Raw genomic sequence first — 22,527 nt, forward strand, 5'->3', positions numbered from 1 at the left:
GCCTCCTTTTAACGGGCGTATTGCGCCCGGTGGGAATAGCAGCCGGAGTCTGAAATCCAATGCAAAATCAGCAAATCCGTATCAGGTTGAAGGCTTTTGACCATCGCCTGATCGACCAATCCACCCAGGAAATCGTGGAAACCGCGAAACGTACTGGTGCTCAAGTGCGTGGTCCAATTCCACTGCCTACCCGTAAAGAGCGGTTCACCGTTCTGGTCTCCCCGCACGTCAACAAAGACGCGCGTGACCAGTACGAGATCCGTACTCATAAGCGCGTTCTGGACATCGTCCAGCCAACGGATAAAACCGTTGATGCTCTTATGAAGCTCGATCTTGCGGCCGGTGTGGAAGTGCAGATCAGCCTCGGCTAAGACTCGGTCTTAGTCGTGTAACGCTCTGAAATGGGCGGCCATAGCGGGTGAAAGCCCCGTACACTCATGAGGTTTACAACATGACTATTGGTGTAGTCGGTCGTAAATGCGGTATGACCCGTATTTTCACCGAAGAAGGTGTCTCCATTCCGGTCACGGTCATTGAGATCGAGCCGAATCGCGTCACCCAGTTCAAAACTGAAGAGACCGATGGCTATCGTGCAGTGCAAGTCACTGTCGGCGAGCGTCGTGCTTCGCGTGTAACAGCTGCTCAAGCTGGCCACTTCGCCAAGGCGAACGTTGCCGCTGGTCGTACCGTAATGGAATTCCGCCTTGAAGAAGGCGAGTACCAGGCCGGCGATCTGATCAACGCTGAAATCTTCGCTGCTGGTCAACTGGTTGATGTAACCGGTCAGTCCAAGGGTAAAGGCTTTCAGGGTACGATCAAGCGTTGGAACTTCCGCGGGCAAGATAACACCCACGGTAACTCCGTATCCCACCGCGTTCCAGGCTCTATCGGCCAGTGCCAGACTCCTGGTCGTGTATTCAAGGGCAAAAAAATGTCCGGTCATATGGGCGCCGAGCGCGTGACCGTGCAGTCCCTCGAAGTAGTGCGCGTGGACGCTGAACGCAATCTGTTGTTGGTCAAGGGCGCTGTTCCTGGCGCTACTGGCGGCAACTTGGTTGTACGTCCAGCAGCCAAGGCTCGCGGTTAAGGGGAAGCTGACATGCAATTAAATGTAAATGACGCTCAAGCGATCGAAGTTTCCGAACTGACATTTGGCGGCGAATTCAACGAGACGCTGGTTCACCAAGCAGTCGTGGCCTACATGGCCGGCGGCCGTCAAGGTAGCAAGCAGCAAAAGACCCGTTCCGACGTTTCTGGTGGCGGTAAGCGCCCATGGCGTCAGAAAGGTACTGGCCGTGCTCGTGCCGGTACTATCCGTAGCCCAATCTGGCGTGGCGGCGGTACCACTTTCGCAGCTCGTCCTCAGGATCATTCCCAGAAGCTGAACAAGAAGATGTATCGCGCAGCAATGCGTTCCATCCTTGCTGAGCTGGTGCGTACTGATCGTCTGGTCGTGGTTCAGGACTTCGCTGTTGAAGCACCGAAAACCAAAGATCTGCTGAACAAGCTGAATGGCATGGGCCTGACTGACGTCCTGATCGTGTCTGACGCTGTTGATCAGAACCTGTACCTGGCTGCTCGCAACCTGCCACACGTCGATGTCCGTGACGTGCAGGGTTCCGATCCGGTCAGTCTGATCGCATACGACAAGGTGTTGATCACCGTGTCGGCCGTGAAGAAATTCGAGGAGCTGCTGGGATGAACCAGGAACGCGTATTTAAAGTTCTGCTTGGCCCGCACGTTTCCGAGAAGGCTACGGTTCTGGCAGACAAGAAAGGCCAGTTCGTTTTCAAGGTTGCAACCGATGCAACCAAGCTGGAAATCAAGAAGGCCGTCGAAAGCCTGTTCAGCGTGAAAGTAGAGCGCGTTACTACCCTGAACGTTCTGGGTAAGAGCAAGCGCACTGCTCGCGGTCTGGGCAAGCGTAATGACTGGAAGAAGGCAGTTATCTCCCTTCAGCCAGGCCAAGATCTCGATTTCAGCAGCAGTGCTGAGTAAGGAAGGGGTGCATCATGGCAATCGTTAAATGCAAACCGACTTCCCCTGGCCGCCGTTTTGTGGTCAAGGTGGTCAACCAGGAGCTGCATAAAGGCGCTCCTCACGCACCGCTGCTCGAGAAAAAATCGAAGTCTGGTGGTCGTAACAACAATGGCCGTATTACCACTCGTCACATTGGTGGTGGTCATAAGCAGCATTATCGTCTGGTCGACTTCCGTCGCAACGACAAGGATGGCATCGCTGCCACCGTCGAGCGTATCGAATACGATCCAAACCGTACTGCTCACATCGCTCTGCTGCTGTACGCAGATGGCGAGCGTCGCTACATCATCGCCCCTAAAGGCGTGAGCGCTGGCGACCAGCTGATCGCAGGTGCCCTGGCACCGATCAAGCCGGGCAACGCTCTGCAACTGCGCAACATTCCGGTTGGTAGCACCGTACACGGCATCGAATTGAAGCCAGGTAAAGGCGCGCAAATCGCTCGTTCCGCTGGTGCTTCGGCTCAGCTGATCGCTCGTGAAGGTGTCTACGTGACCCTGCGTCTGCGTTCTGGTGAGATGCGTAAAGTCCTGGCTGAATGCCGTGCGACCCTGGGCGAAGTCTCGAACTCCGAGCACAGCCTGCGTTCGTTGGGTAAAGCTGGTGCCAAGCGCTGGCGTGGCGTTCGCCCAACCGTTCGTGGTGTTGCCATGAACCCGGTTGACCACCCACATGGTGGTGGTGAAGGTCGTACCTCTGGTGGTCGTCATCCGGTATCGCCATGGGGCTTCCCGACTAAGGGCGCGAAGACTCGTGGTAATAAGCGTACCGACAAAATGATCGTCCGTCGTCGCAAGTAAATAGAGGGATACGACAGTGCCACGTTCTCTGAAAAAAGGTCCTTTTATTGATCTTCACCTACTGAAGAAGATCGAAGTGGCGGCGGAAAAGAACGATCGCAAACCAGTTAAGACCTGGTCGCGTCGTTCGATGATCCTGCCACAGATGGTCGGTCTGACCATCGCTGTACACAACGGTCGCCAGCACGTCCCAGTTCTCGTGAACGAAGACATGGTCGGCCACAAACTGGGCGAGTTCGCCGGTACCCGCACATATCGTGGGCACGTGGCTGACAAGAAAGCCAAGCGTTAAGGGGTAAGGAAATGGAAGTAGCCGCTAAGTTGTCGGGCGCTCGAATCTCCGCCCAGAAAGCCCGCTTGGTCGCCGACCAGATCCGCGGGAAGAAGGTGGGCGAAGCGCTCAACCTGTTGGCTTTCAGCAGTAAGAAAGCCGCCGAGATCATGAAAAAAGTGCTGGAGTCGGCCGTAGCCAACGCCGAGCATAACGAAGGCGCAGACGTTGATGACCTGAAGGTCAGCACCGTTTTCGTCAACGAAGGGCGTTCGCTGAAGCGCATCATGCCACGTGCCAAAGGCCGTGCTGATCGCATCGTCAAGCGGTCTTGCCATATCACTGTCAAGGTTGCTGACAAGTAACGGAGTCGAAGAGATGGGTCAGAAAGTACATCCCATTGGCATTCGCCTGGGAATCGTCAAGGAGCACACCTCCGTCTGGTACGCAGACGGTCGGACTTATGCGGACTACTTGTTCGCTGATCTGAAGGTGCGTGAGTATCTCCAAGACAAACTAAAAAGCGCGTCCGTCAGCCGTATCGATATCCATCGTCCGGCTCAGACTGCACGTATCACCATCCACACCGCTCGTCCAGGTATCGTTATCGGGAAGAAAGGTGAAGATGTTGAGAAACTGCGTCAGGACCTGACCAAGCAAATGGGTGTGCCTGTGCACATCAATATCGAAGAGATCCGCAAGCCGGAGCTCGACGGTATGCTGGTTGCGCAGAGCGTAGCTCAGCAGCTGGAGCGTCGCGTAATGTTCCGTCGCGCTATGAAGCGCGCTGTACAGAACGCAATGCGCATTGGTGCCAAAGGCATCAAAATCCAAGTGAGCGGTCGTCTCGGCGGTGCTGAAATCGCACGTACTGAATGGTATCGCGAAGGTCGTGTGCCACTGCACACCCTGCGTGCCGACATCGACTATGCCAACTACGAAGCTCACACCACTTACGGTGTGATCGGTGTAAAGGTTTGGATCTTCAAAGGCGAAGTAATTGGTGGTCGCCAAGAAGAACTGAAACCACAAGCACCAGCGCCTCGTAAAAAAGCTGCTAAGTAAGGGGTACGCCAAATGTTGCAACCAAAGCGTACGAAGTTCCGCAAGCAGATGACCGGTCACAACCGTGGCCTGGCATTGCGCGGTAGCAAAGTCAGCTTCGGCGAGTTCGCGCTGAAGTCTGTTGCTCGTGGTCGTCTCACCGCTCGTCAGATCGAGTCAGCGCGTCGTGCTCTGACCCGTCACGTAAAACGTGGCGGCAAGATCTGGATCCGTGTATTCCCGGACAAGCCTGTCACCAAGAAGCCTCTCGAAGTTCGGATGGGTAAAGGTAAGGGTAACGTGGAGTACTGGGTTGCCCAGATTCAGCCAGGCAAAGTCCTGTATGAAATCGAGGGTGTTTCTGAAGAGCTGGCGCGTGAGGCTTTCGCCCTGGCTGCTGCAAAGCTGCCGCTCGCCACCTCCTTTGTTAAACGGACGGTGATGTGATGAAAGCGAATGAACTTCGTGAAAAATCAGCACAGCAGCTGAACGAGCAACTGCTCGGCCTGCTGCGCGACCAGTTCAATCTGCGTATGCAGAAGGCAACTGGCCAGTTGGGGCAGTCTCATCTGCTCTCGCAAGTTAAGCGTGACATCGCTCGCGTGAAAACTGTGCTCAACCAGCAGGCAGGTAAGTAATCATGGCTGAAGCCGAAAAAACTGTCCGTACGCTGACTGGCCGTGTTGTCAGCGACAAGATGGACAAAACCATCACCGTTCTGATCGAGCGTCGCGTTAAGCACCCGATCTACGGTAAATACGTTAAGCGTTCGACTAAGCTGCACGCGCACGACGAAACCAATCAGTGCCACATCGGCGACAAGGTCACTATTCGTGAAACTCGTCCGATGGCCAAGACCAAATCTTGGGCGCTGGTTGATGTTCTCGAACGCGCTGTGGAAGTCTAAGGGCTAGGGGTCGGAGAAATTATATGATTCAGACTCAATCCATGCTCGATGTGGCCGATAACAGCGGCGCTCGCCGTGTTATGTGCATCAAGGTGCTGGGTGGCTCCCATCGTCGTTACGCTGGTATCGGTGACATCATCAAAGTTACCGTCAAGGAAGCAATTCCTCGCGGTAAGGTGAAGAAAGGCCAAGTGATGACTGCTGTTGTAGTCCGCACTCGCCACGGTGTTCGTCGTGCTGACGGCTCCATCATCCGCTTTGATGGCAACGCTGCTGTTCTGTTGAACAACAAGCAAGAGCCAATCGGCACCCGTATCTTTGGGCCAGTGACCCGTGAACTTCGTACTGAGAAGTTCATGAAGATCGTCTCGCTCGCCCCAGAAGTGCTGTAAGGAGATCCGACATGCAAAAGATTCGTCGTGACGACGAGATCATCGTGATCGCCGGCAAAGACAAGGGTAAGCGCGGTAAGGTGCTGAAGGTTCTTGCTGACAACCGTCTGGTTGTTGGTGGTCTGAACCTGGTCAAGCGTCATACCAAGCCTAACCCGATGTCGGGCGTACAGGGCGGTATCGTCGAGAAAGAAGCGCCACTGCACGCTTCCAACGTCGCCATTTTCAACGGCGAAACCAACAAGGCTGACCGCGTTGGTTTCAAAGTAGAAGACGGTAAGAAAATTCGTGTCTTCAAGTCGACCCAAAAAGCGGTTGATGCTTGAACACTGCTAGGTAGAAGACCATGGCACGACTAAAAGAGATTTACCGGAAGGAAATCGCACCGAAACTTAAGGAAGAACTTAAGCTTTCGAACGTGATGGAAGTTCCGCGCGTTACCAAAATCACCCTGAACATGGGTCTGGGCGAAGCGATCGGCGACAAAAAAGTCATCGAGCACGCTGTAGCTGACCTGGAAAAGATTACCGGTCAGAAAGTCGTTGTGACTTACGCTCGGAAATCCATCGCTGGCTTCAAAGTCCGTGAGGGTTGGCCGATCGGCGTCAAAGTGACCCTGCGCCGTGAGCGTATGTACGAGTTCCTGGATCGTCTGCTGTCGATCTCCCTGCCTCGGGTTCGCGACTTCCGCGGCCTGAATGCCAAGTCCTTCGATGGTCGTGGCAACTACAGCATGGGCGTGAAAGAGCAGATCATCTTCCCGGAAATCGATTACGACAAGATCGACGCTCTCCGCGGTCTGGACATTACCCTGACCACCACTGCTCGGACGGATGAAGAAGGTCGCGCATTGCTGCGTGCTTTCAAATTCCCGTTCCGCAACTGATTGGAGTAGGACAATGGCCAAGAAGAGCATGAAGAACCGTGAGCTGAAGCGTCAGCTCACCGTTGCCAAGTACGCCACCAAGCGTGCAGCGCTGAAAGCTATCATCGTTGATCTGAACGCAAGTCCAGAAGCGCGTTGGGAAGCTACCGTAGCACTGCAGAAGCAGCCACGTGACGCCAGCGCTTCGCGCATGCGTAACCGCTGCCGCCTGACTGGTCGTCCGCACGGCGTGTACCGCAAGTTCGGCCTCGGCCGTAACATGCTGCGTCAAGCCGCAATGCGTGGTGACGTTCCAGGTCTGGTTAAAGCCAGCTGGTAAGCACTGTCAAAGTCGCGGCGGTCGGTATCGCAAGATCCTGACCGTCGGTGACCTTGAACTTGAATCAAGCCCCTTTTGGGGCTTGATTCATTTCTGGGGTGTGTCTAGAATACCCGGCTCGCCTGAGCCCGTGTTTTTATTGCGCGGATGCGCTCGGCGACACGTACTAGCCGAAAGGCTAATTTTTTGTGTATTAGGAGCGTCTAGCCCATGAGTATGCAGGACCCGTTAGCGGACATGCTAACTCGTATCCGTAATGCCCAGATGGCTGAAAAGTCCGTCGTAAGCATGCCATCTTCTACGTTGAAGGTAGCTGTTGCCAAAGTCCTGAAGGACGAAGGTTACATTGCGGGTTATCAGATCAGCAGCGAAATCAAGCCTCTGCTGTCCATCGAGCTTAAGTACTTCGAAGGCCGTCCGGTCATCGAGGAAGTGAAGCGCGTTAGCCGTCCAGGCCTGCGTCAGTACAAGTCCGTCGATGATCTGCCAAAAGTTCGTGGCGGTCTCGGTGTGTCTATCGTCTCCACCAACAAAGGTGTGATGACGGATCGTGCTGCGCGCGCTGCCGGTGTCGGCGGCGAAGTTCTTTGCACTGTGTTCTAAGGGGGGATAAGCATGTCACGCGTCGCTAAGAACCCCGTTAAGCTGCCAGCCGGTGTCGAAGTCAAATTCGCAGGCCAACAGCTTTCGGTGAAGGGTGCCAAGGGCACTCTGCAACTGAACATCCATTCGTCCGTTGAGATCGTTGAAGAAGCTGGTGAGCTGCGTTTCGCTGCTCGCAATGGCGATCAACAGACTCGCGCAATGGCTGGTACCACTCGTGCGTTGGTAAACAACATGGTCCAAGGCGTAAGCCAAGGCTTCGAGCGCAAGCTCCAGCTGGTCGGTGTTGGTTACAAAGCGCAAGCAAAAGGCACAGTGCTGAACCTGGCTCTTGGCTTCTCGCACCCAGTGGATTATGAACTGCCGGAAGGCATCACCGCTGAGACTCCTAGCCAGACCGATATCCTGATCAAGGGCATCGACAAGCAGCTGGTAGGTCAAGTGGCCGCCGAGATCCGCGACTTCCGTCCACCAGAGCCGTACAAAGGCAAAGGTGTGCGCTACGCGGACGAAGTCGTCCGTCGTAAAGAAGCCAAGAAGAAGTAGGGCATAGCAAATGACCGACAAAAAAGTTACTCGACTGCGTCGCGCTCGCAAAGCACGCCTGAAAATGCACGAACTCGAAGTCGTGCGTCTCTGCGTGTTCCGCTCGTCGCAGCACATCTACGCCCAGGTCATTTCGGCCGACGGCAACAAAGTCCTGGCAAGTGCCTCGACTTTGGATAAAGAACTGCGTGATGGCGCCACTGGCAACATCGACGCGGCCACTAAGGTTGGCCAGCTGGTCGCTACGCGTGCTAAAGCCGCTGGCGTCTCGCAGGTGGCTTTCGACCGCTCTGGCTTCAAGTACCACGGCCGCGTCAAGGCGCTGGCTGATGCTGCTCGTGAAGCTGGGCTGGAGTTCTAAGTTATGTCAAATAACGACCAAAAGCGCGACGAAGGCTACATCGAGAAGCTGGTTCAAGTTAACCGCGTAGCCAAAACCGTTAAAGGCGGCCGTATCTTCACTTTCACCGCGTTGACCGTGGTAGGTGATGGTAAAGGGCGTGTTGGCTTCGGCCGTGGCAAGTCGCGTGAAGTGCCTGCTGCGATCCAGAAGGCAATGGAAGCTGCTCGCCGCAACATGATCCAGGTTGATCTGAACGGCACCACCCTGCAGTACGCAATGAAGTCTGCCCATGGCGCTTCGAAGGTGTACATGCAGCCTGCTTCTGAAGGTACCGGTATCATCGCTGGCGGCGCTATGCGTGCTGTCCTCGAAGTTGCTGGCGTTCAGAACGTTCTGGCCAAGTGCTACGGCTCGACTAACCCGGTAAACGTGGTTCACGCCACTTTCAAGGGTTTGAAAGCAATGCAGTCTCCTGAATCCATTGCCGCCAAGCGTGGCAAAAGCGTCAAGGAGATCTTCTGATCATGGCTACCGTAAAAGTTACGCTGATCAAAAGCATGACCGGCCGCATCCCTAACCACAAACTGTGCGTTAAGGGTCTGGGTCTGCGTCGCATCGGTCACACTGTAGAAGTCCAGGATACTCCCGAGAATCGCGGGATGATCAACAAGGCTTACTACATGCTGCGTGTCGAGGGTTAATCGATGAAACTCAATGATCTGAGTCCAGCGCCGGGTTCCCGTCGCGAAAAGCATCGTCCGGGCCGTGGTATCGGTAGTGGTTTGGGCAAGACCGGTGGCCGTGGCCACAAGGGTCAGACCTCCCGCTCCGGTGGCACCATTGCTCCAGGCTTTGAAGGCGGTCAACAGCCGCTGCATCGTCGCCTGCCGAAGTTCGGTTTCGTTTCCCTGAAAGCCATGGACCGCGCAGAAGTGCGTCTGTCCGAGCTGGCCAAAGTGGATGGCGACATCGTCACCGTGCAGTCCCTGAAGGATGCCAACGTGATCAACCAGAACGTACAGCGTGTGAAAATCATGCTGTCGGGCGAAGTTGCTCGTGCTGTCACCATCGGAAAGGGAATCGGCGCCACCAAAGGTGCGCGTGCGGCTATCGAAGCAGCTGGCGGCAAGTTCGAGGAATAAATGGCTAAGCAAGGTGCTCTCTCTGCGCTCGGCAAAGGCGGTATGTCTGAACTCTGGGCTCGTCTGCGTTTTCTGTTCCTGGCGATTATCGTCTACCGAATAGGCGCACACATCCCGGTTCCAGGTATCAACCCGGACCGACTCGCGGACCTGTTTCGACAGAATGAGGGGACCATTCTTAGCTTGTTCAACATGTTTTCCGGCGGTGCGCTGGAGCGGATGAGCATCTTTGCACTGGGGATCATGCCGTACATTTCGGCATCGATCATCATGCAGCTGATGTCCGCTGTCAGCCCGCAGCTGGAGCAGTTGAAGAAGGAAGGTGAAGCTGGCCGTCGCAAGATCAGCCAGTACACCCGCTACCTCACTGTCGTCCTCGCTCTCGTCCAGGCTGTTGGCATGTCCATCGGTCTAGCGGGGCAGGGCGTAGCGTTCACTGGTGACTTTGGCTTCCATTTCGTCGCGGTAACCACTTTTGTGGCGGGTGCGATGTTCATGATGTGGCTGGGTGAGCAGATTACTGAGCGTGGTGTTGGCAACGGTATCTCGATGTTGATCTTCGCAGGTATCGTCGCCGGTCTTCCGAGAGCGATCGGGCAGTCTTTCGAGTCTGCGCGTCAGGGTGATATCAACATCTTCGCCCTGGTTGCCATCGGTTTGCTGGCAGTAGCGATTATCGGTTTCGTGGTGTTCATTGAGCGTGGCCAGCGTCGTATCGCTGTTCACTACGCCAAGCGTCAGCAGGGCCGCAAGGTATTTGCTGCGCAGACCAGCCACTTGCCGTTGAAGGTGAACATGGCCGGCGTTATCCCGGCCATTTTCGCGAGCAGCATCTTGCTGTTCCCGGCTTCGTTGGGTGCCTGGTTCGGCCAGTCTGAAGGTATGGGCTGGTTGCAGGACATCTCGCAGTCGATCGCTCCTGGTCAGCCGTTGAATATTCTGCTGTTTAGTGCAGGGATTATTTTCTTCTGCTTCTTCTATACGGCGTTGATGTTCAATCCGAAAGACGTAGCGGAAAACCTGAAGAAGTCCGGTGCCTTTATTCCGGGTATCCGTCCAGGCGAGCAGTCGGCGCGCTACATTGATGGCGTTCTGACGCGTTTGACCTTGTTCGGTGCTCTTTACATGACGGCCGTGTGCTTGCTTCCCCAGTTCCTGGTGGTTGCGGCAAACGTTCCGTTCTACCTTGGCGGGACCTCGTTGCTGATCGTGGTCGTGGTTGTGATGGACTTCATGTCCCAAGTACAATCGCACCTCGTTTCGCACCAGTACGAATCCCTGATGAAGAAAGCCAACCTGAAGGGCTACGGCAGCGGCATGTTGCGCTGAGTAGCGTCCATAAGGTTCGAGGAGTTGGTGATGAAAGTTCGTGCATCGGTGAAAAAGCTGTGCCGTAACTGCAAGATTATTCGCCGCGAAGGTGTTGTTCGGGTAATTTGCAGCGCGGAACCGCGTCACAAACAGCGCCAAGGCTGAGTGTGATTGTGCTTTAAGCCCGGCAGCTAGTGCGCTGCCGGGTTGATTATTTGTTATTACAGCGATATTATCTCGCGCCCTATTTCTTGGCTTCCGGGGCGTAGGTAGCTGTCAATTGGAGTCCCACTGAATGGCCCGTATTGCAGGCGTCAACATTCCAGATAACAAGCATACTGTTATCTCGCTGACCTACATCTATGGTGTTGGTCGCACTACTGCACAGAAAATTTGTGCAGAGACTGGGGTCAACCCAGCGGCAAAGATCAAGGATCTGAGCGACGAGCAAATTGAACAGCTGCGTGGCGAAGTGGCGAAGTTCACCACTGAAGGTGACCTGCGTCGCGAAATCAACATGAAAATCAAGCGCTTGATGGACCTCGGTTGCTATCGCGGTCTGCGTCATCGTCGTGGTCTGCCAGTACGCGGTCAGCGTACCAAGACCAACGCGCGTACCCGTAAAGGTCCGCGTAAGCCGATCCGCAAGTAATCGCCCCAGCGAATCGACAGGAATTTAATCATGGCAAAACCTGCTGCTCGTCCTCGTAAAAAAGTTAAAAAGACAGTGGTTGATGGCATCGCCCACATCCATGCATCTTTTAACAACACCATCGTGACCATTACCGACCGTCAAGGTAACGCTCTTTCCTGGGCTACCTCCGGTGGTTCGGGTTTCCGCGGTTCCCGCAAGTCCACCCCGTTCGCTGCTCAAGTAGCTGCTGAGCGTGCTGGTCAAGCTGCGCTGGAATACGGCCTGAAAAACCTCGACGTCAACGTCAAAGGTCCAGGTCCAGGTCGTGAATCCGCAGTCCGCGCTTTGAACGGCTGTGGCTACAAGATCGCCAGCATCACCGACGTGACGCCAATCCCGCACAACGGGTGCCGTCCGCCGAAGAAGCGCCGCGTGTAATCCAGGAGATTGTAAAGAATGGCTCGTTACATTGGTCCAAAATGCAAACTCGCTCGTCGCGAAGGCACCGATCTCTTCCTGAAGAGCGGCGTGCGCGCGATCGAATCGAAGTGCAACATTGAAGCAGCACCTGGTATCCACGGCCAACGCCGCGGTCGCCAGTCCGATTACGGCACCCAACTGCGTGAAAAGCAGAAGGTCCGTCGTATCTACGGCGTTCTCGAGCGTCAATTCAGCGGCTACTACAAAGAAGCTGCTGGCAAGAAAGGCGCAACCGGCGAAAACCTGTTGCAGCTGCTCGAATGCCGTCTGGACAACGTTGTATACCGTATGGGTTTCGGTTCTACTCGTGCCGAATCCCGTCAGCTGGTATCGCACAAGTCGATCAGCGTTAACGGCCAGACCGTGAACGTTCCGTCCTACCAGGTTCGTGCTGGTGACGTGGTTGCTGTTCGCGAGAAAGCAAAAAACCAACTTCGCATTGTCCAAGCTCTCGATCTGTGTGCCCAACGTGGCCGCGTAGAATGGGTAGAAGTAGACACTGAGAAGAAGTCGGGCGTTTTCAAGAACGTTCCTGCTCGCAGTGATCTGTCCGCCGACATCAACGAAAGCCTGATTGTCGAGCTCTACTCCAAGTAAGGGCTAGAAAATAGGTGCATCCATGCAGATTTCGGTAAATGAGTTCCTGACACCCCGCCATATTGATGTGCAGGTTGTCAGTCCAACCCGCGCCAAGATCACACTCGAGCCTCTCGAGCGTGGTTTCGGCCACACCCTGGGCAACGCGCTGCGCCGCATCCTGTTGTCCTCAATGCCCGGCTGTGCAGTAGTCGAGGCCGAGATTGACGGTGTGCTCCACGAGTACAGCGCCATCGAAGGTGTACAGGAAGACGTAATTGAAATCCTGTTGAACCTTAAAGGTCTGGCTATCAAGCTGCACGGTCGTGACGAAGTTACGCTGACCTTGTCGAAGAAGGGTTCGGGGGTGGTTACCGCTGCCGATATTCAGCTGGATCATGATGTCGAGATCGTTAACCCCGATCACGTAATCGCTAACCTGGCGTCTAACGGCGCCCTGAACATGAAGCTCACCGTAGCTCGTGGTCGTGGTTATGAACCGGCAGACTCGCGTCAGAGCGATGAAGACGAAAGCCGCAGCATCGGTCGCTTGCAGCTTGACTCTTCGTTCAGCCCGGTTCGCCGTATCGCATACGTGGTGGAAAACGCCCGTGTCGAACAGCGTACCAACCTGGACAAGCTGGTTATTGATCTGGAAACCAACGGTACCCTGGATCCTGAAGAGGCTATCCGCCGTGCTGCAACCATCCTGCAACAGCAGTTGGCTGCGTTCGTCGATCTCAAAGGTGACAGTGAGCCAGTGGTTGTCGAGCAGGAAGACGAGATCGATCCGATCCTGCTTCGCCCGGTTGACGATCTGGAACTGACTGTACGTTCGGCTAACTGCCTTAAGGCGGAAAACATCTACTACATCGGTGACCTGATTCAGCGTACCGAAGTAGAGCTGTTGAAGACTCCGAACCTTGGCAAGAAATCCTTGACTGAAATCAAGGACGTTCTGGCCTCCCGCGGTCTGTCCCTCGGCATGCGCCTCGACAACTGGCCGCCTGCAAGTCTTAAGAAGGACGACAAGGCGACTGCCTGATCGTCGTAATCACCGAACGTTGTGTTTGGTAAGGAATGAACCATGCGTCATCGTAAAAGTGGTCGTCACCTGAGCCGCACCAGCTCGCACCGCAAGGCCATGTTCCAGAACATGGCGGTGTCGCTGTTCGAGCACGAGCTGATCAAAACTACACTGCCGAAAGCCAAAGAACTGCGCCGCGTTGCCGAGCCGCTGATCACTCTGGCCAAGACAGACAGCCTGGCTAACCGCCGCCTGGCTTTCGACCGTACCCGTTCGAAAGCTATCGTTGGTAAGCTCTTCAACGACCTGGGCAAGCGTTACGCTACCCGTGAGGGTGGCTACCTGCGCATCCTCAAGTGCGGTTTCCGCGCTGGCGACAACGCGCCTATGGCGTACGTCGAGTTGGTTGATCGTGCTACTGCCGGCGAAGCTGTAAGCGCCGAGTAAGACGACAGTCTGCAACGAAGAACCGGGCCTAGTGCCCGGTTTTTTGTGCGTGATGGAAAAGCGTCCTGGCCGTTTCGTCTGGCTTGGCTATTGGCAATCTTCCTTATTAGATAATGACTATCGAAGCCCATGATTTAATGAATTTGGATACTGTCACTAACATGATCAATACTCCTCCCAGCCGATTAGCCGGCAGTCCGAAGACCGACCTAGGAAGATTTGAGCATGAGCCAGACCAAAACGCTTACGACCGCCAGTGGCGCTCCTGTCGCCGATAACCAGAACTCTCGCTCCGCTGGCCCACGTGGCCCGCTGCTACTCGACGATTTCCACCTGATCGAGAAGCTTGCTCATTTCAATCGCGAAAACATTCCAGAGCGTCGCGTACACGCCAAGGGCTCGGGCGCTTACGGCACCTTCACCGTAACTCGCGACATCACTCAATACACCAGCGCCAAGTTGTTCGAGTCGGTCGGCAAGCAGACGCCGACTTTCCTGCGCTTCTCTACCGTGGGTGGCGAGCGCGGCTCCGCCGATACCGAGCGCGATCCACGCGGTTTCGCCTTGAAGTTCTACACCGAAGAAGGCAACTGGGACATCGTCGGCAACAACACACCGGTGTTTTTCATCCGCGACCCACTGAAGTTTCCAGACTTCATTCACACCCAGAAGCGCCTGCCACAAAGCAACCTCAAAAGTGCCCAGATGATGTGGGACTTCTGGTCGCACTCGCCCGAAGCGTTGCACCAGGTCACCATCCTGTTCTCTGACCGTGGGATTCCTGACGGCTACCGCCACATGCACGGTTTCGGCAGCCACACCTACAGCCTGATCAATGCCCAGGGTGAGCGTCACTGGGTGAAATGGCACTACAAGACCAAGCAAGGCATCAAGAACCTCGCGCCGGCCGACGCTGCACGCCTGGCGGGTACCGATCCGGATTACGCCCAGCGCGACCTGTTCAACGCGATCGAGCGCGGTGACTTCCCGAAATGGAGCGTCTGCATCCAGATCATGACCGAGGCACAGGCCGCGGCCCATTACGAAAACCCGTTCGATGTGACCAAGACCTGGTCGCAGAAAGAGTTTCCGCTGATCGAAGTCGGCGAGCTGGAGCTCAACCGCAACCCGCTGAACTACTTCGCCGAAGTCGAGCAAGCGGCATTCGGGCCTAGCAACATGGTGCCGGGTGTGGGTCTCTCGCCTGATCGCATGCTGCAGGGGCGTGTGTTTGCCTATGCCGATGCACACCGCTACCGCGTAGGCACCAACCATCAGCAGTTGCCGGTGAACGCGCCGCGCAGCCCGGTCAATACCTACCAGCGCGACGGCGCCATGGCCTTCGGCAGCAATGGCGGTGCGGCTCCGAACTATGAGCCAAACAGCTTCGTGGAGGCGCCGAAGCAAGCGCCGCGTTATGCGGAGCCGGCACTGGCCCTCAGCGGTGCGGCGGATCGGTATGATCATCGCGAAGATACCGACTACTACAGCCATGCCGGTGCGCTGTTCCGCTTGATGAACGATGAGCAGAAAGCGCTGTTGATCAGCAATATCGCCGGTGCGATGGCGGGGGTCTCGGCGGATGTAGTTGATCGCCAGCTGCAGCATTTCTTCAGGGCAGACGCTGCTTATGGAGAAGGGATCGCAAAAGCGCTGGGCGTACAGCTTAACTAAGTCTAAACGAGAAGCAGAACCGCCCTCATTTGGGCGGTTTTTGCGTTATTTACCCTGCTTTTCTCGGATTTTCTTCACTTTTATTGCGATAGGCGAGTGACCTTGCAGTCAGCTTGGTTCAAACTAGGGCCTTTCAAAGCTTGTGGAGATGTAGGGCGATGCAAGGTCACCCAGACGTAATCGATTACCTCAACACGTTGCTGACAGGCGAACTGGCGGCCCGTGATCAATATTTCATCCACTCGCGGATGTACGAGGATTGGGGTTTTACCGAGCTCTACGAACGTATCAACCATGAGATGGAAGAAGAAGCGCAGCACGCTGACGCACTGATGCGCCGGATCCTGATGCTCGAAGGCACGCCACGCATGCGCCCGGACGACCTGGACATCGGTACCACCGTGCCTGACATGCTCGCCGCCGACCTGCGTCTGGAATACAAAGTCCGCGCGGCGCTGTGCAAAGGCATCGAGCTGTGCGAACAGCACAACGACTACGTCACTCGCGAGATCCTGCGGGTGCAGCTCAACGATACTGAAGAAGACCACACTTACTGGCTTGAAAAGCAGCTGGGTCTGATCAAGTTGATCGGGCTGGAGAATTACCTGCAATCGCAGTTCTGATGTATTTATCGTGGGATTAAAAAAGCCCCTGCCATCGATGAGATGACAGGGGCTTTTTCATGCCTGCTGCTTCAGTCCCGGTCACGCTCCAGCAACGGCTTGAGGTAATAGCCGGTGTGAGACTGCTTCATCTCCGCCACTTGCTCCGGCGTACCAACGGCAATGATCTGGCCGCCCTTGGAGCCGCCTTCCGGCCCGAGGTCTACCAGCCAGTCAGCGGTCTTGATCACATCCAGGTTGTGCTCGATGACCACCACGGTGTTGCCATGATCACGAAGGCGATGCAATACATCGAGCAATTGCTGGATATCGGCGAAGTGCAGGCCTGTGGTCGGCTCGTCGAGGATATACAGGGTCTTGCCGGTATCGCGCTTGGACAGTTCACGGGACAGCTTGACCCGCTGCGCCTCGCCGCCGGACAAGGTCGTCGCCGACTGCCCGAGCTTGATGTACGAAAGCCCCACATCCATCAATGTCTGGAGCTTGCGCGCCAATGCCGGTACTGCGTCGAAGAACGCTCGGGCCTCTTCGATCGTCATTTCCAGGGTTTCGTGGATGTTCTTGCCCTTGTACTTGATCTCCAGGGTTTCCCGGTTGTAGCGCTTGCTCTTGCAAACGTCGCACGGCACATAGATGTCCGGCAGGAAGTGCATCTCCACTTTGATCAGGCCATCGCCCTGGCAGGCTTCGCAGCGCCCGCCCTTGACGTTGAACGAGAAGCGGCCCGGGCCGTAGCCCCGCGAGCGTGATTCCGGTACGCCGGCGAACAGTTCGCGGATCGGCGTGAACAACCCGGTATAGGTCGCCGGGTTGGAACGTGGCGTCCGGCCGATCGGGCTCTGGTCGATGTCGACAACTTTATCCAGATGCTCCAGGCCCTTGATGCTGTCGTGCGCGGCGGCTTCCAGGGTGGTGGCACCGTTCAGCGCGGTGGCACTGAGGGGAAACAGCGTGTTGTTGATCAGCGTCGATTTGCCGGAGCCGGAAACACCGGTAACGCAGGTCAGCAGGCCGATCGGGATTTCCAGGTCGACGTTGCGCAGGTTGTTGCCGCGTGCGCCCTTGAGGGTCAACGACAGCTTTTTATTGCGTGGGGTACGCTTGGCCGGCACCTTGATCTTCACCCGGCCCGACAGGTATTTGCCGGTCAGTGAGTCGGGGTGCGCCATGACTTCGGCGGCGGTGCCCTGGGCGACGATGTGTCCGCCGTGCACCCCGGCGCCGGGGCCGATATCCACGACGTAATCGGCGAGGCGAATCGCGTCTTCATCGTGTTCGACCACGATCACCGTATTGCCGATATCGCGCAGGTGTTTCAGCGTGCCGAGCAACCGGTCGTTGTCCCGCTGGTGCAAGCCAATGGACGGTTCGTCGAGGATGTACATGACGCCCACGAGCCCGGCACCGATCTGGCTGGCCAGACGGATACGCTGGGCCTCACCGCCGGACAGGGTATCCGCGCTGCGGTCGAGAGTCAGGTAGTCCAGGCCGACGTTCACCAGGAACTGCAAGCGCTCGCGGATTTCCTTGAGGATCTTGTCGGCGATTTCGCCACGACGGCCGGTGAGCTTCAGGCCACCGAAATAATCAGTGGCATCGCCGATCGGCAGGCTTGTCACCGCCGGCAGGGTTTTCTCACCCACCCACACGTGCCGCGCCTCCCGGCGCAAACGGGTGCCGCGACAGTCCGGGCAGGGCTGGGTGCTGAGGAACTTGGCAAGTTCTTCGCGCACGCTGGCCGATTCGGTCTCGCGATAGCGCCGTTCCAGGTTGGGCACGATGCCTTCGAACGGGTGCGAGCGCTTGACGATATCACCACGGTCGTTCAGGTATTTGAAATCGACGTTCTGCGTGCCGCTGCCGTGCAGGATGAATTTCTGCTGGTCCGCAGGCAACTGGTTGAACGGCTTGTCCAGGCTGAACTTGTAATGGGCCGCCAGCGACCCGAGCATCTGGAAGTAATAGACGTTGCGCCTGTCCCAGCCACGAATCGCGCCTTCGGCCAAGGTCAGCTCGCCGTTGACCAGGCGCTTGGTGTCGAAGAACTGCTTGACCCCCAGTCCGTCACAGGTCGGGCAGGCGCCGGCCGGGTTGTTGAAGGAAAACAGCTTGGGTTCCAGCTCGCTGATGGCGTGGCCGCAGATCGGGCAGGCGAAGCGTGCCGAGAAGATAATCTCTTCACCAGGTTCGTCGTCCATTGGCGCCACCAGGGCGATGCCGTCGGCCAGCTTCAGCGCGGTCTCGAAGGATTCGGCCAAGCGCTGCTGCAGGTCGGCGCGAACCTTGAAGCGGTCTACCACCACGTCGATCGAGTGCTTTTTCTGTTTATCCAGCTTCGGCAGCTCGTCGAGCTCGCACAGCTTGCCGTTTACCCGGGCGCGTACGAAGCCCTGGGCGCGCAGCTCTTCGAAGACCATCAGGTGTTCGCCCTTGCGCTCGCGAATCACCGGTGCGAGCAGCATCAGCTTGCTGCCTTCCGGCTGGGCGAGCACCAGGTCGACCATCTGGCTGACGGTCTGGGCTTCCAACGGGGTGTCGTGATCGGGGCAGCGGGGGATACCGACTCGCGCATACAGCAAGCGCAGGTAGTCGTAGATCTCGGTAATGGTGCCGACCGTCGACCGCGGGTTATGGGACGTCGATTTCTGTTCGATGGAGATCGCTGGCGACAGGCCTTCGATGGTATCGACGTCGGGTTTCTCCATCATCGACAGGAACTGCCGGGCGTACGCCGACAGCGATTCGACGTAGCGGCGCTGACCTTCGGCATACAGGGTGTCGAAGGCCAGGGATGATTTGCCGGATCCGGACAGGCCGGTGATGACGATCAGCTTGTCCCGTGGCAGGGTCAGGTCGATGTTCTTCAGGTTGTGGGTACGGGCCCCACGAATCAGGATCTTGTCCAAAGTGGCCTCGCTCGGCGGGCGTCGAAAACGTAGGAGTATACGGGCAAATACTGGATGGATGCACACTATTGCAAGTCATACATGAAGACTGCGCGGCAAACGGTCGCCATATACCCCCTCAATCGATGGGACTGGTAGAATCCCCGCCGGTTCACACGAGGTTTTTCCATGCAAGATCCCCACAGCGAACGCATGAGTAGCGGCGAGGCCCGCGCGGCAGGCGGTCTGGCCCTGGTGTTCGCCTTCCGCATGCTGGGCATGTTCATGGTGTTGCCGGTACTGGCGACCTATGGCATGGACCTGGCGGGCGCGACCCCGGCCCTCATCGGGTTGGCCATCGGCGCCTACGGCCTGACCCAGGCGATTTTTCAGATTCCCTTCGGGATCATCTCCGACCGGATCGGCCGGCGCCCGGTGATCTACCTGGGGCTCATCGTGTTCGCCCTCGGCAGTGTGCTGGCGGCGAATGCCGATTCGATCTGGGGCGTGATCGCCGGACGGATCCTACAAGGAGCGGGTGCCATTTCCGCTGCCGTCATGGCGTTGCTGTCGGACCTGACCCGCGAGCAACATCGCACGAAAGCCATGGCGATGATCGGCATGACGATTGGTCTGTCGTTCGCCGTCGCCATGGTTGTAGGACCGTTGTTGACCCGTGCCTTTGGTTTGTCTGGTCTGTTCCTGGCGACCGGTGCCATGGCGCTGGTGGGCATCCTCATCGTCGCGTTGATCGTGCCGCGCTCCACCGGGCCTTTGCAGCACCGCGAGTCCGGGGTGGCCCGCCAGGCGCTGGTGCCGACGCTCAAGCATCCTGACCTGCTGCGCCTGGACCTGGGCATCTTCGTGCTGCATGCCATGTTGATGTCCAGCTTCGTGGCCTTGCCGCTGGCGCTGGTGGAAAAGGCCGGCCTGCCCAAGGAGCAGCACTGGTGGGTCTATCTGACGGCACTGGTCATTTCGTTCTTCGCCATGATTCCGTTCATTATCTATGGCGAGAAGCGACGCAAAATGAAACGAGTTTTGCTCGGCGCCGTCGTGACGCTCATGCTCACTGAGCTATTCTTCTGGCAGTTCGGCGACAGCCTGCGCGCCCTGGTGATTGGCACGGTGGTGTTCTTCACCGCGTTCAACCTGCTGGAAGCATCGCTGCCGTCGCTGATCAGCAAGGTGTCACCAGCGGGCGGCAAGGGCACGGCGATGGGGGTTTATTCCACCAGCCAGTTCCTCGGTTCGGCATTGGGGGGGATCCTCGGCGGCTGGCTGTTCCAGCACGGCGGTTTGTCGGTTGTGTTCCTGGGATGTGCCGCGCTGGCTGCACTTTGGCTGGTTTTTGCTGTTACCATGCGCGAACCTCCGTATGTGACGAGCCTGCGCTTGCCGTTGTCGCCCGAAGCCATTCGCGAAGCAGGCCTGGCCGAGCGCCTCAGGGCCGTCGTTGGAGTAACCGATGCAGTGGTGGTCGCCGACGAGGCGGCCGTTTATATCAAACTGGACACCGAATTATTGGATCGTGCGACGCTTGAGCGCCTGGTGAACAACCCGGCCCCGGCAGCGTGCGAAGCCTAGGAGAACGTTATGGCCCGTGGGGTTAACAAAGTCATATTGGTCGGTACTTGCGGCCAGGATCCAGAAGTTCGCTACCTGCCTAACGGCAACGCCGTGACCAACCTGAGCCTGGCGACCAGCGAACAATGGACCGACAAGCAGACCGGCCAGAAGGTCGAGAAGACCGAATGGCACCGCGTGTCGATGTTCGGCAAGGTGGCCGAGATTGCCGGCGAATACCTGCGCAAGGGTTCGCAGGTCTACATCGAAGGCAAGCTGCAGACCCGCGAGTGGGAAAAAGACGGCATCAAGCGTTACACCACCGAAATCGTGGTCGACATGCAAGGCACCATGCAGTTGCTCGGTGGCCGTCCGCAAGGCGACCAGCAGCAGGGCGGCAACAACTACCAGCAGTCGGCTCCGCGCCAGCAAGCCCCTCGTCCGCAATCGGCGCCACAGCCACAGCGCGAGCGCCCGGCTCCGCAACAGGCCGCACCGCAACCAGCGCCGGATTTCGACAGCTTTGATGACGATATTCCGTTCTGATTACTGGCTGAGCCTGTTCAGCCAGTAATTTAAAAATAAGCCCCAAGCGCACTTTGCCCTTGGGGCTTTTGTTTTTTTGTCAGCGGCCAGTTGTGGCTTGAAGAGCCAACGCAATCAGGATCATAAATCCAGATCCAGCAACTCCAGCATCCTCTCGCCAATCGACTGGCTCAGCCACGTGGCATGAAACGCCATTTCCGCCACCGTTATGTCGACCCCGAACCGAAGCGTTATCGGTTTACCATCGGCCCCTGCGTAGCTCACGTCAAAGTGATGCACGTTAGCGAAAGTGCTCAAGGTGTAGGGCTTGATGTAATGGATGTCGCTGTAGGGGATGCATTCATCGGTGGTTTCCCGGGCAGGACGGCGCTGGGTGAAGGTGAGGCGTTGCTGGCGTTCGTCAAAGCAGAAGCCCAGCACCTTGGGCCCGGAGACGAGCCAGTTGATCGTACAGACGGCGGCGAACGCACTGCTGAACATAAGCGCGATCATCAGCGGTTCCATAATGATCTGCTGGTGAATCGGCGACAGCCCTTCGACCTTGAACAACATCAGGGTAAACACTGCCAGCCAGTAGGCAGGCAGGGCCAGCAAGATTGCCACGACGTAGATCATGGTCCCGAGGAATCCTGGCCTCGATACGTCGCTTGAGCAATCCCACGTGGGCGGGTGCCGTGGCGCTGAGGTAGCGCTCGGGAAGGGAGATTCGACCAGGCGCGGCGGGCGTCTGCGTTTCATGCGGCTGGCTCTTGGGAAAGATATCTGGCCATTCTCGTCGTAACCGCTCACACACGCCTAGTCATTTTCCGCTTGCTGTTTTTGCCTACGCCTACGCCTGGCTGCCGCTCAGGAATTGCTCGGTACTCACCACATTCGCATAGGCAAACCCCAGCGCCGACATGAACGCAGCGTGGACATGGGCCGCAGGGACGACGAGGCCGTTGAATTCCAGGTCGCGGCTGGCACAGGCGTCATGCACCACCGTGACCTCATAGCCCATGTCAGCGGCAGCGCGGGTAATGCCGTCGATGCACATGTGGCTCATGCTGCCGACCACGACCAACCGTTCGATGCCGTGCTGTTCGAGGATCGCTTGCAGTTCGGTTTCACGAAACGAGTTGACGAAATGCTTGAGCACGACCGGTTCATCGGCGCGGTTTAGTACCTTGGGATGCAACTGCGCACCTTCAGAGCCGGGCGTAAAAAATGGCGCTTCGTCGGAAGTGAATTCGTGACGGATGTGCACCACCTGGTTTCCGGCCTGGCGAAACGCGTCGATCAACCTGGCGGCATTATCGGCGGCGGTCTCTGCACCGACCAAAGGCCATTTTCCCTGGGGGAAGTAGTCGTTCTGGATATCCACGACGATGAGCGCTTGCTTGGACATGGGGTCTTCCTCGTTTAAGTCAGAATGTGGCGCCAGTATTGGCGTTTTTCCGGGTTTCGAGGATTGGCCGCAACGACAATA

Annotated in this window: 35 protein-coding genes; 32 read left to right on the forward strand and 3 right to left on the reverse strand. The window is 57.0% G+C overall.

Going from position 1 to position 22,527, the window contains the following annotated elements; all coding sequences use genetic code 11:
* Positions 1–59 precede the first annotated feature (59 nt).
* The 30 genes from rpsJ to bfr all read left to right on the forward strand — a co-directional run bounded on the left by rpsJ (position 60) and on the right by bfr (position 16,062).
* A complete protein-coding gene (rpsJ, locus tag ACE04F_RS01265; RefSeq protein ID WP_003186070.1) occupies positions 60–371 on the forward strand; it encodes a 30S ribosomal protein S10 in 312 nt (103 codons plus the stop codon).
* An 80-nt stretch (positions 372–451) separates the two neighbouring features.
* Positions 452–1,087, forward strand: coding sequence for a 50S ribosomal protein L3 (gene rplC, locus ACE04F_RS01270; protein ID WP_003186059.1), 636 nt, complete (start codon positions 452–454; stop codon positions 1,085–1,087).
* Between the two features lie 12 nt (positions 1,088–1,099).
* Complete coding sequence (gene rplD / locus ACE04F_RS01275; protein ID WP_003186057.1) at positions 1,100–1,702, forward strand: 50S ribosomal protein L4; 603 nt, start codon at positions 1,100–1,102, stop codon at positions 1,700–1,702.
* Positions 1,699–1,998, forward strand: a complete 300-nt coding sequence (gene rplW, locus ACE04F_RS01280; protein ID WP_002555488.1) for a 50S ribosomal protein L23 — start codon at positions 1,699–1,701, stop codon at positions 1,996–1,998. The genes rplD and rplW overlap by 4 nt, the downstream gene beginning before the upstream one ends.
* A gap of 14 nt (positions 1,999–2,012) precedes the next feature.
* Entirely contained in the window at positions 2,013–2,837 is an 825-nt protein-coding gene (rplB, locus tag ACE04F_RS01285) for a 50S ribosomal protein L2 (protein WP_003186055.1), read from the forward strand.
* Positions 2,838–2,853: 16 nt separating this feature from the next.
* On the forward strand, positions 2,854–3,129 hold the full coding sequence (rpsS, locus tag ACE04F_RS01290; protein ID WP_002555486.1) for a 30S ribosomal protein S19: 276 nt from the start codon (positions 2,854–2,856) through the stop codon (positions 3,127–3,129).
* Between the two features lie 11 nt (positions 3,130–3,140).
* Positions 3,141–3,473 (forward strand): 50S ribosomal protein L22, encoded by a 333-nt coding sequence (gene rplV / locus ACE04F_RS01295; protein WP_003103908.1) that lies wholly within the window; start codon positions 3,141–3,143, stop codon positions 3,471–3,473.
* Between the two features lie 13 nt (positions 3,474–3,486).
* Positions 3,487–4,173: a 30S ribosomal protein S3 gene (rpsC, locus tag ACE04F_RS01300; protein ID WP_003176422.1), complete on the forward strand. Its 687-nt coding sequence runs from the start codon at positions 3,487–3,489 to the stop codon at positions 4,171–4,173.
* 12 nt (positions 4,174–4,185) lie between these two features.
* The gene (rplP, locus tag ACE04F_RS01305; protein ID WP_003186052.1) at positions 4,186–4,599 is read left to right on the forward strand and encodes a 50S ribosomal protein L16; all 414 of its coding nucleotides are present in this window, start codon (positions 4,186–4,188) and stop codon (positions 4,597–4,599) included.
* Positions 4,599–4,790: a 50S ribosomal protein L29 gene (rpmC, locus tag ACE04F_RS01310; protein WP_002555481.1), complete on the forward strand. Its 192-nt coding sequence runs from the start codon at positions 4,599–4,601 to the stop codon at positions 4,788–4,790. The genes rplP and rpmC overlap by 1 nt, the downstream gene beginning before the upstream one ends.
* Positions 4,791–4,792: 2 nt before the next feature.
* The gene (gene rpsQ / locus ACE04F_RS01315; protein WP_003194644.1) at positions 4,793–5,059 is read left to right on the forward strand and encodes a 30S ribosomal protein S17; all 267 of its coding nucleotides are present in this window, start codon (positions 4,793–4,795) and stop codon (positions 5,057–5,059) included.
* A gap of 23 nt (positions 5,060–5,082) precedes the next feature.
* Positions 5,083–5,451 (forward strand): 50S ribosomal protein L14, encoded by a 369-nt coding sequence (rplN, locus tag ACE04F_RS01320; RefSeq protein ID WP_002555479.1) that lies wholly within the window; start codon positions 5,083–5,085, stop codon positions 5,449–5,451.
* 11 nt (positions 5,452–5,462) lie between these two features.
* The gene (gene rplX, locus ACE04F_RS01325; RefSeq protein ID WP_003186046.1) at positions 5,463–5,777 is read left to right on the forward strand and encodes a 50S ribosomal protein L24; all 315 of its coding nucleotides are present in this window, start codon (positions 5,463–5,465) and stop codon (positions 5,775–5,777) included.
* A 20-nt stretch (positions 5,778–5,797) separates the two neighbouring features.
* Positions 5,798–6,337 (forward strand): 50S ribosomal protein L5, encoded by a 540-nt coding sequence (gene rplE, locus ACE04F_RS01330; protein WP_030140492.1) that lies wholly within the window; start codon positions 5,798–5,800, stop codon positions 6,335–6,337.
* 13 nt (positions 6,338–6,350) lie between these two features.
* Positions 6,351–6,656, forward strand: coding sequence for a 30S ribosomal protein S14 (gene rpsN, locus ACE04F_RS01335; RefSeq protein ID WP_003186042.1), 306 nt, complete (start codon positions 6,351–6,353; stop codon positions 6,654–6,656).
* Positions 6,657–6,866: 210 nt separating this feature from the next.
* On the forward strand, positions 6,867–7,259 hold the full coding sequence (gene rpsH, locus ACE04F_RS01340; RefSeq protein WP_003186040.1) for a 30S ribosomal protein S8: 393 nt from the start codon (positions 6,867–6,869) through the stop codon (positions 7,257–7,259).
* A gap of 12 nt (positions 7,260–7,271) precedes the next feature.
* Positions 7,272–7,805: a 50S ribosomal protein L6 gene (gene rplF, locus ACE04F_RS01345; RefSeq protein ID WP_003186039.1), complete on the forward strand. Its 534-nt coding sequence runs from the start codon at positions 7,272–7,274 to the stop codon at positions 7,803–7,805.
* A gap of 10 nt (positions 7,806–7,815) precedes the next feature.
* Positions 7,816–8,166 (forward strand): 50S ribosomal protein L18, encoded by a 351-nt coding sequence (gene rplR / locus ACE04F_RS01350; RefSeq protein WP_003186037.1) that lies wholly within the window; start codon positions 7,816–7,818, stop codon positions 8,164–8,166.
* 3 nt (positions 8,167–8,169) lie between these two features.
* Positions 8,170–8,670, forward strand: coding sequence for a 30S ribosomal protein S5 (rpsE, locus tag ACE04F_RS01355; protein WP_003186035.1), 501 nt, complete (start codon positions 8,170–8,172; stop codon positions 8,668–8,670).
* A gap of 2 nt (positions 8,671–8,672) precedes the next feature.
* Entirely contained in the window at positions 8,673–8,849 is a 177-nt protein-coding gene (gene rpmD, locus ACE04F_RS01360) for a 50S ribosomal protein L30 (protein ID WP_003176408.1), read from the forward strand.
* A gap of 3 nt (positions 8,850–8,852) precedes the next feature.
* Positions 8,853–9,290 (forward strand): 50S ribosomal protein L15, encoded by a 438-nt coding sequence (gene rplO, locus ACE04F_RS01365; RefSeq protein ID WP_003186032.1) that lies wholly within the window; start codon positions 8,853–8,855, stop codon positions 9,288–9,290.
* Positions 9,291–10,619, forward strand: coding sequence for a preprotein translocase subunit SecY (secY, locus tag ACE04F_RS01370; protein ID WP_018612224.1), 1,329 nt, complete (start codon positions 9,291–9,293; stop codon positions 10,617–10,619).
* A 30-nt stretch (positions 10,620–10,649) separates the two neighbouring features.
* Complete coding sequence (rpmJ, locus tag ACE04F_RS01375) at positions 10,650–10,766, forward strand: 50S ribosomal protein L36 (RefSeq protein WP_002555468.1); 117 nt, start codon at positions 10,650–10,652, stop codon at positions 10,764–10,766.
* Between the two features lie 130 nt (positions 10,767–10,896).
* Positions 10,897–11,253: a 30S ribosomal protein S13 gene (rpsM, locus tag ACE04F_RS01380; protein ID WP_009045849.1), complete on the forward strand. Its 357-nt coding sequence runs from the start codon at positions 10,897–10,899 to the stop codon at positions 11,251–11,253.
* 30 nt (positions 11,254–11,283) lie between these two features.
* Entirely contained in the window at positions 11,284–11,673 is a 390-nt protein-coding gene (gene rpsK / locus ACE04F_RS01385) for a 30S ribosomal protein S11 (RefSeq protein ID WP_002555466.1), read from the forward strand.
* 18 nt (positions 11,674–11,691) lie between these two features.
* A complete protein-coding gene (gene rpsD / locus ACE04F_RS01390) occupies positions 11,692–12,312 on the forward strand; it encodes a 30S ribosomal protein S4 (protein WP_003176404.1) in 621 nt (206 codons plus the stop codon).
* A gap of 22 nt (positions 12,313–12,334) precedes the next feature.
* Positions 12,335–13,336: a DNA-directed RNA polymerase subunit alpha gene (locus ACE04F_RS01395; RefSeq protein WP_003186012.1), complete on the forward strand. Its 1,002-nt coding sequence runs from the start codon at positions 12,335–12,337 to the stop codon at positions 13,334–13,336.
* Between the two features lie 42 nt (positions 13,337–13,378).
* Entirely contained in the window at positions 13,379–13,765 is a 387-nt protein-coding gene (gene rplQ, locus ACE04F_RS01400; protein WP_003176402.1) for a 50S ribosomal protein L17, read from the forward strand.
* Between the two features lie 225 nt (positions 13,766–13,990).
* Positions 13,991–15,439 carry a catalase gene (locus ACE04F_RS01405; protein ID WP_486104205.1) on the forward strand — a complete coding sequence of 483 codons (1,449 nt, stop codon included), beginning with the start codon at positions 13,991–13,993 and terminating at the stop codon, positions 15,437–15,439.
* 158 nt (positions 15,440–15,597) lie between these two features.
* Positions 15,598–16,062 (forward strand): bacterioferritin, encoded by a 465-nt coding sequence (bfr, locus tag ACE04F_RS01410; protein WP_024778335.1) that lies wholly within the window; start codon positions 15,598–15,600, stop codon positions 16,060–16,062.
* Between the two features lie 71 nt (positions 16,063–16,133).
* Here bfr and uvrA read toward each other — a convergent pair whose 3' ends face one another.
* Positions 16,134–18,968 (reverse strand): excinuclease ABC subunit UvrA, encoded by a 2,835-nt coding sequence (uvrA, locus tag ACE04F_RS01415; protein WP_486104207.1) that lies wholly within the window; start codon positions 18,966–18,968, stop codon positions 16,134–16,136.
* A 168-nt stretch (positions 18,969–19,136) separates the two neighbouring features.
* Here uvrA and ACE04F_RS01420 point away from each other — a divergent pair, with 168 nt between their 5' ends.
* Together ACE04F_RS01420 and ACE04F_RS01425 are read left to right on the forward strand one after the other, a co-directional pair.
* Positions 19,137–20,534: an MFS transporter gene (locus ACE04F_RS01420; RefSeq protein ID WP_486104209.1), complete on the forward strand. Its 1,398-nt coding sequence runs from the start codon at positions 19,137–19,139 to the stop codon at positions 20,532–20,534.
* Positions 20,535–20,543: 9 nt separating this feature from the next.
* A complete protein-coding gene (locus ACE04F_RS01425; RefSeq protein ID WP_024778338.1) occupies positions 20,544–21,059 on the forward strand; it encodes a single-stranded DNA-binding protein in 516 nt (171 codons plus the stop codon).
* Between the two features lie 120 nt (positions 21,060–21,179).
* Here ACE04F_RS01425 and ACE04F_RS01430 read toward each other — a convergent pair whose 3' ends face one another.
* Together ACE04F_RS01430 and ACE04F_RS01435 are read right to left on the reverse strand one after the other, a co-directional pair.
* On the reverse strand, positions 21,180–21,674 hold the full coding sequence (locus ACE04F_RS01430; protein ID WP_486104211.1) for a hypothetical protein: 495 nt from the start codon (positions 21,672–21,674) through the stop codon (positions 21,180–21,182).
* Positions 21,675–21,888: 214 nt separating this feature from the next.
* Positions 21,889–22,446, reverse strand: a complete 558-nt coding sequence (locus ACE04F_RS01435; protein ID WP_486104213.1) for a cysteine hydrolase family protein — start codon at positions 22,444–22,446, stop codon at positions 21,889–21,891.
* Positions 22,447–22,527 lie beyond the last annotated feature (81 nt).

It is taken from the genome of Pseudomonas sp. AGC41, assembly GCF_057334555.1.

Coding starts and splice junctions, on each gene's coding strand:
- rplE (WP_030140492.1), top strand. CDS start 5,798: ATGGCACGACTAAAAGAGATTTACCGGAAGGAAATCGCACCGAAACTT.
- rplP (WP_003186052.1), top strand. CDS start 4,186: ATGTTGCAACCAAAGCGTACGAAGTTCCGCAAGCAGATGACCGGTCAC.
- rpsJ (WP_003186070.1), top strand. CDS start 60: ATGCAAAATCAGCAAATCCGTATCAGGTTGAAGGCTTTTGACCATCGC.
- rpsH (WP_003186040.1), top strand. CDS start 6,867: ATGAGTATGCAGGACCCGTTAGCGGACATGCTAACTCGTATCCGTAAT.
- rpmD (WP_003176408.1), top strand. CDS start 8,673: ATGGCTACCGTAAAAGTTACGCTGATCAAAAGCATGACCGGCCGCATC.
- bfr (WP_024778335.1), top strand. CDS start 15,598: ATGCAAGGTCACCCAGACGTAATCGATTACCTCAACACGTTGCTGACA.
- rplV (WP_003103908.1), top strand. CDS start 3,141: ATGGAAGTAGCCGCTAAGTTGTCGGGCGCTCGAATCTCCGCCCAGAAA.
- secY (WP_018612224.1), top strand. CDS start 9,291: ATGGCTAAGCAAGGTGCTCTCTCTGCGCTCGGCAAAGGCGGTATGTCT.
- rplC (WP_003186059.1), top strand. CDS start 452: ATGACTATTGGTGTAGTCGGTCGTAAATGCGGTATGACCCGTATTTTC.
- rplX (WP_003186046.1), top strand. CDS start 5,463: ATGCAAAAGATTCGTCGTGACGACGAGATCATCGTGATCGCCGGCAAA.
- rplB (WP_003186055.1), top strand. CDS start 2,013: ATGGCAATCGTTAAATGCAAACCGACTTCCCCTGGCCGCCGTTTTGTG.
- ACE04F_RS01395 (WP_003186012.1), top strand. CDS start 12,335: ATGCAGATTTCGGTAAATGAGTTCCTGACACCCCGCCATATTGATGTG.
- rpsC (WP_003176422.1), top strand. CDS start 3,487: ATGGGTCAGAAAGTACATCCCATTGGCATTCGCCTGGGAATCGTCAAG.
- rpsE (WP_003186035.1), top strand. CDS start 8,170: ATGTCAAATAACGACCAAAAGCGCGACGAAGGCTACATCGAGAAGCTG.
- rpsM (WP_009045849.1), top strand. CDS start 10,897: ATGGCCCGTATTGCAGGCGTCAACATTCCAGATAACAAGCATACTGTT.
- ACE04F_RS01430 (WP_486104211.1), bottom strand. CDS start 21,674: ATGATCTACGTCGTGGCAATCTTGCTGGCCCTGCCTGCCTACTGGCTG.
- rplQ (WP_003176402.1), top strand. CDS start 13,379: ATGCGTCATCGTAAAAGTGGTCGTCACCTGAGCCGCACCAGCTCGCAC.
- rpmC (WP_002555481.1), top strand. CDS start 4,599: ATGAAAGCGAATGAACTTCGTGAAAAATCAGCACAGCAGCTGAACGAG.
- rplW (WP_002555488.1), top strand. CDS start 1,699: ATGAACCAGGAACGCGTATTTAAAGTTCTGCTTGGCCCGCACGTTTCC.
- rplO (WP_003186032.1), top strand. CDS start 8,853: ATGAAACTCAATGATCTGAGTCCAGCGCCGGGTTCCCGTCGCGAAAAG.
- rpsD (WP_003176404.1), top strand. CDS start 11,692: ATGGCTCGTTACATTGGTCCAAAATGCAAACTCGCTCGTCGCGAAGGC.
- rpsQ (WP_003194644.1), top strand. CDS start 4,793: ATGGCTGAAGCCGAAAAAACTGTCCGTACGCTGACTGGCCGTGTTGTC.
- ACE04F_RS01425 (WP_024778338.1), top strand. CDS start 20,544: ATGGCCCGTGGGGTTAACAAAGTCATATTGGTCGGTACTTGCGGCCAG.
- rplN (WP_002555479.1), top strand. CDS start 5,083: ATGATTCAGACTCAATCCATGCTCGATGTGGCCGATAACAGCGGCGCT.
- rpsN (WP_003186042.1), top strand. CDS start 6,351: ATGGCCAAGAAGAGCATGAAGAACCGTGAGCTGAAGCGTCAGCTCACC.
- rplR (WP_003186037.1), top strand. CDS start 7,816: ATGACCGACAAAAAAGTTACTCGACTGCGTCGCGCTCGCAAAGCACGC.
- rplF (WP_003186039.1), top strand. CDS start 7,272: ATGTCACGCGTCGCTAAGAACCCCGTTAAGCTGCCAGCCGGTGTCGAA.
- rplD (WP_003186057.1), top strand. CDS start 1,100: ATGCAATTAAATGTAAATGACGCTCAAGCGATCGAAGTTTCCGAACTG.
- ACE04F_RS01420 (WP_486104209.1), top strand. CDS start 19,137: ATGCAAGATCCCCACAGCGAACGCATGAGTAGCGGCGAGGCCCGCGCG.
- rpsK (WP_002555466.1), top strand. CDS start 11,284: ATGGCAAAACCTGCTGCTCGTCCTCGTAAAAAAGTTAAAAAGACAGTG.
- ACE04F_RS01435 (WP_486104213.1), bottom strand. CDS start 22,446: ATGTCCAAGCAAGCGCTCATCGTCGTGGATATCCAGAACGACTACTTC.
- ACE04F_RS01405 (WP_486104205.1), top strand. CDS start 13,991: ATGAGCCAGACCAAAACGCTTACGACCGCCAGTGGCGCTCCTGTCGCC.
- rpmJ (WP_002555468.1), top strand. CDS start 10,650: ATGAAAGTTCGTGCATCGGTGAAAAAGCTGTGCCGTAACTGCAAGATT.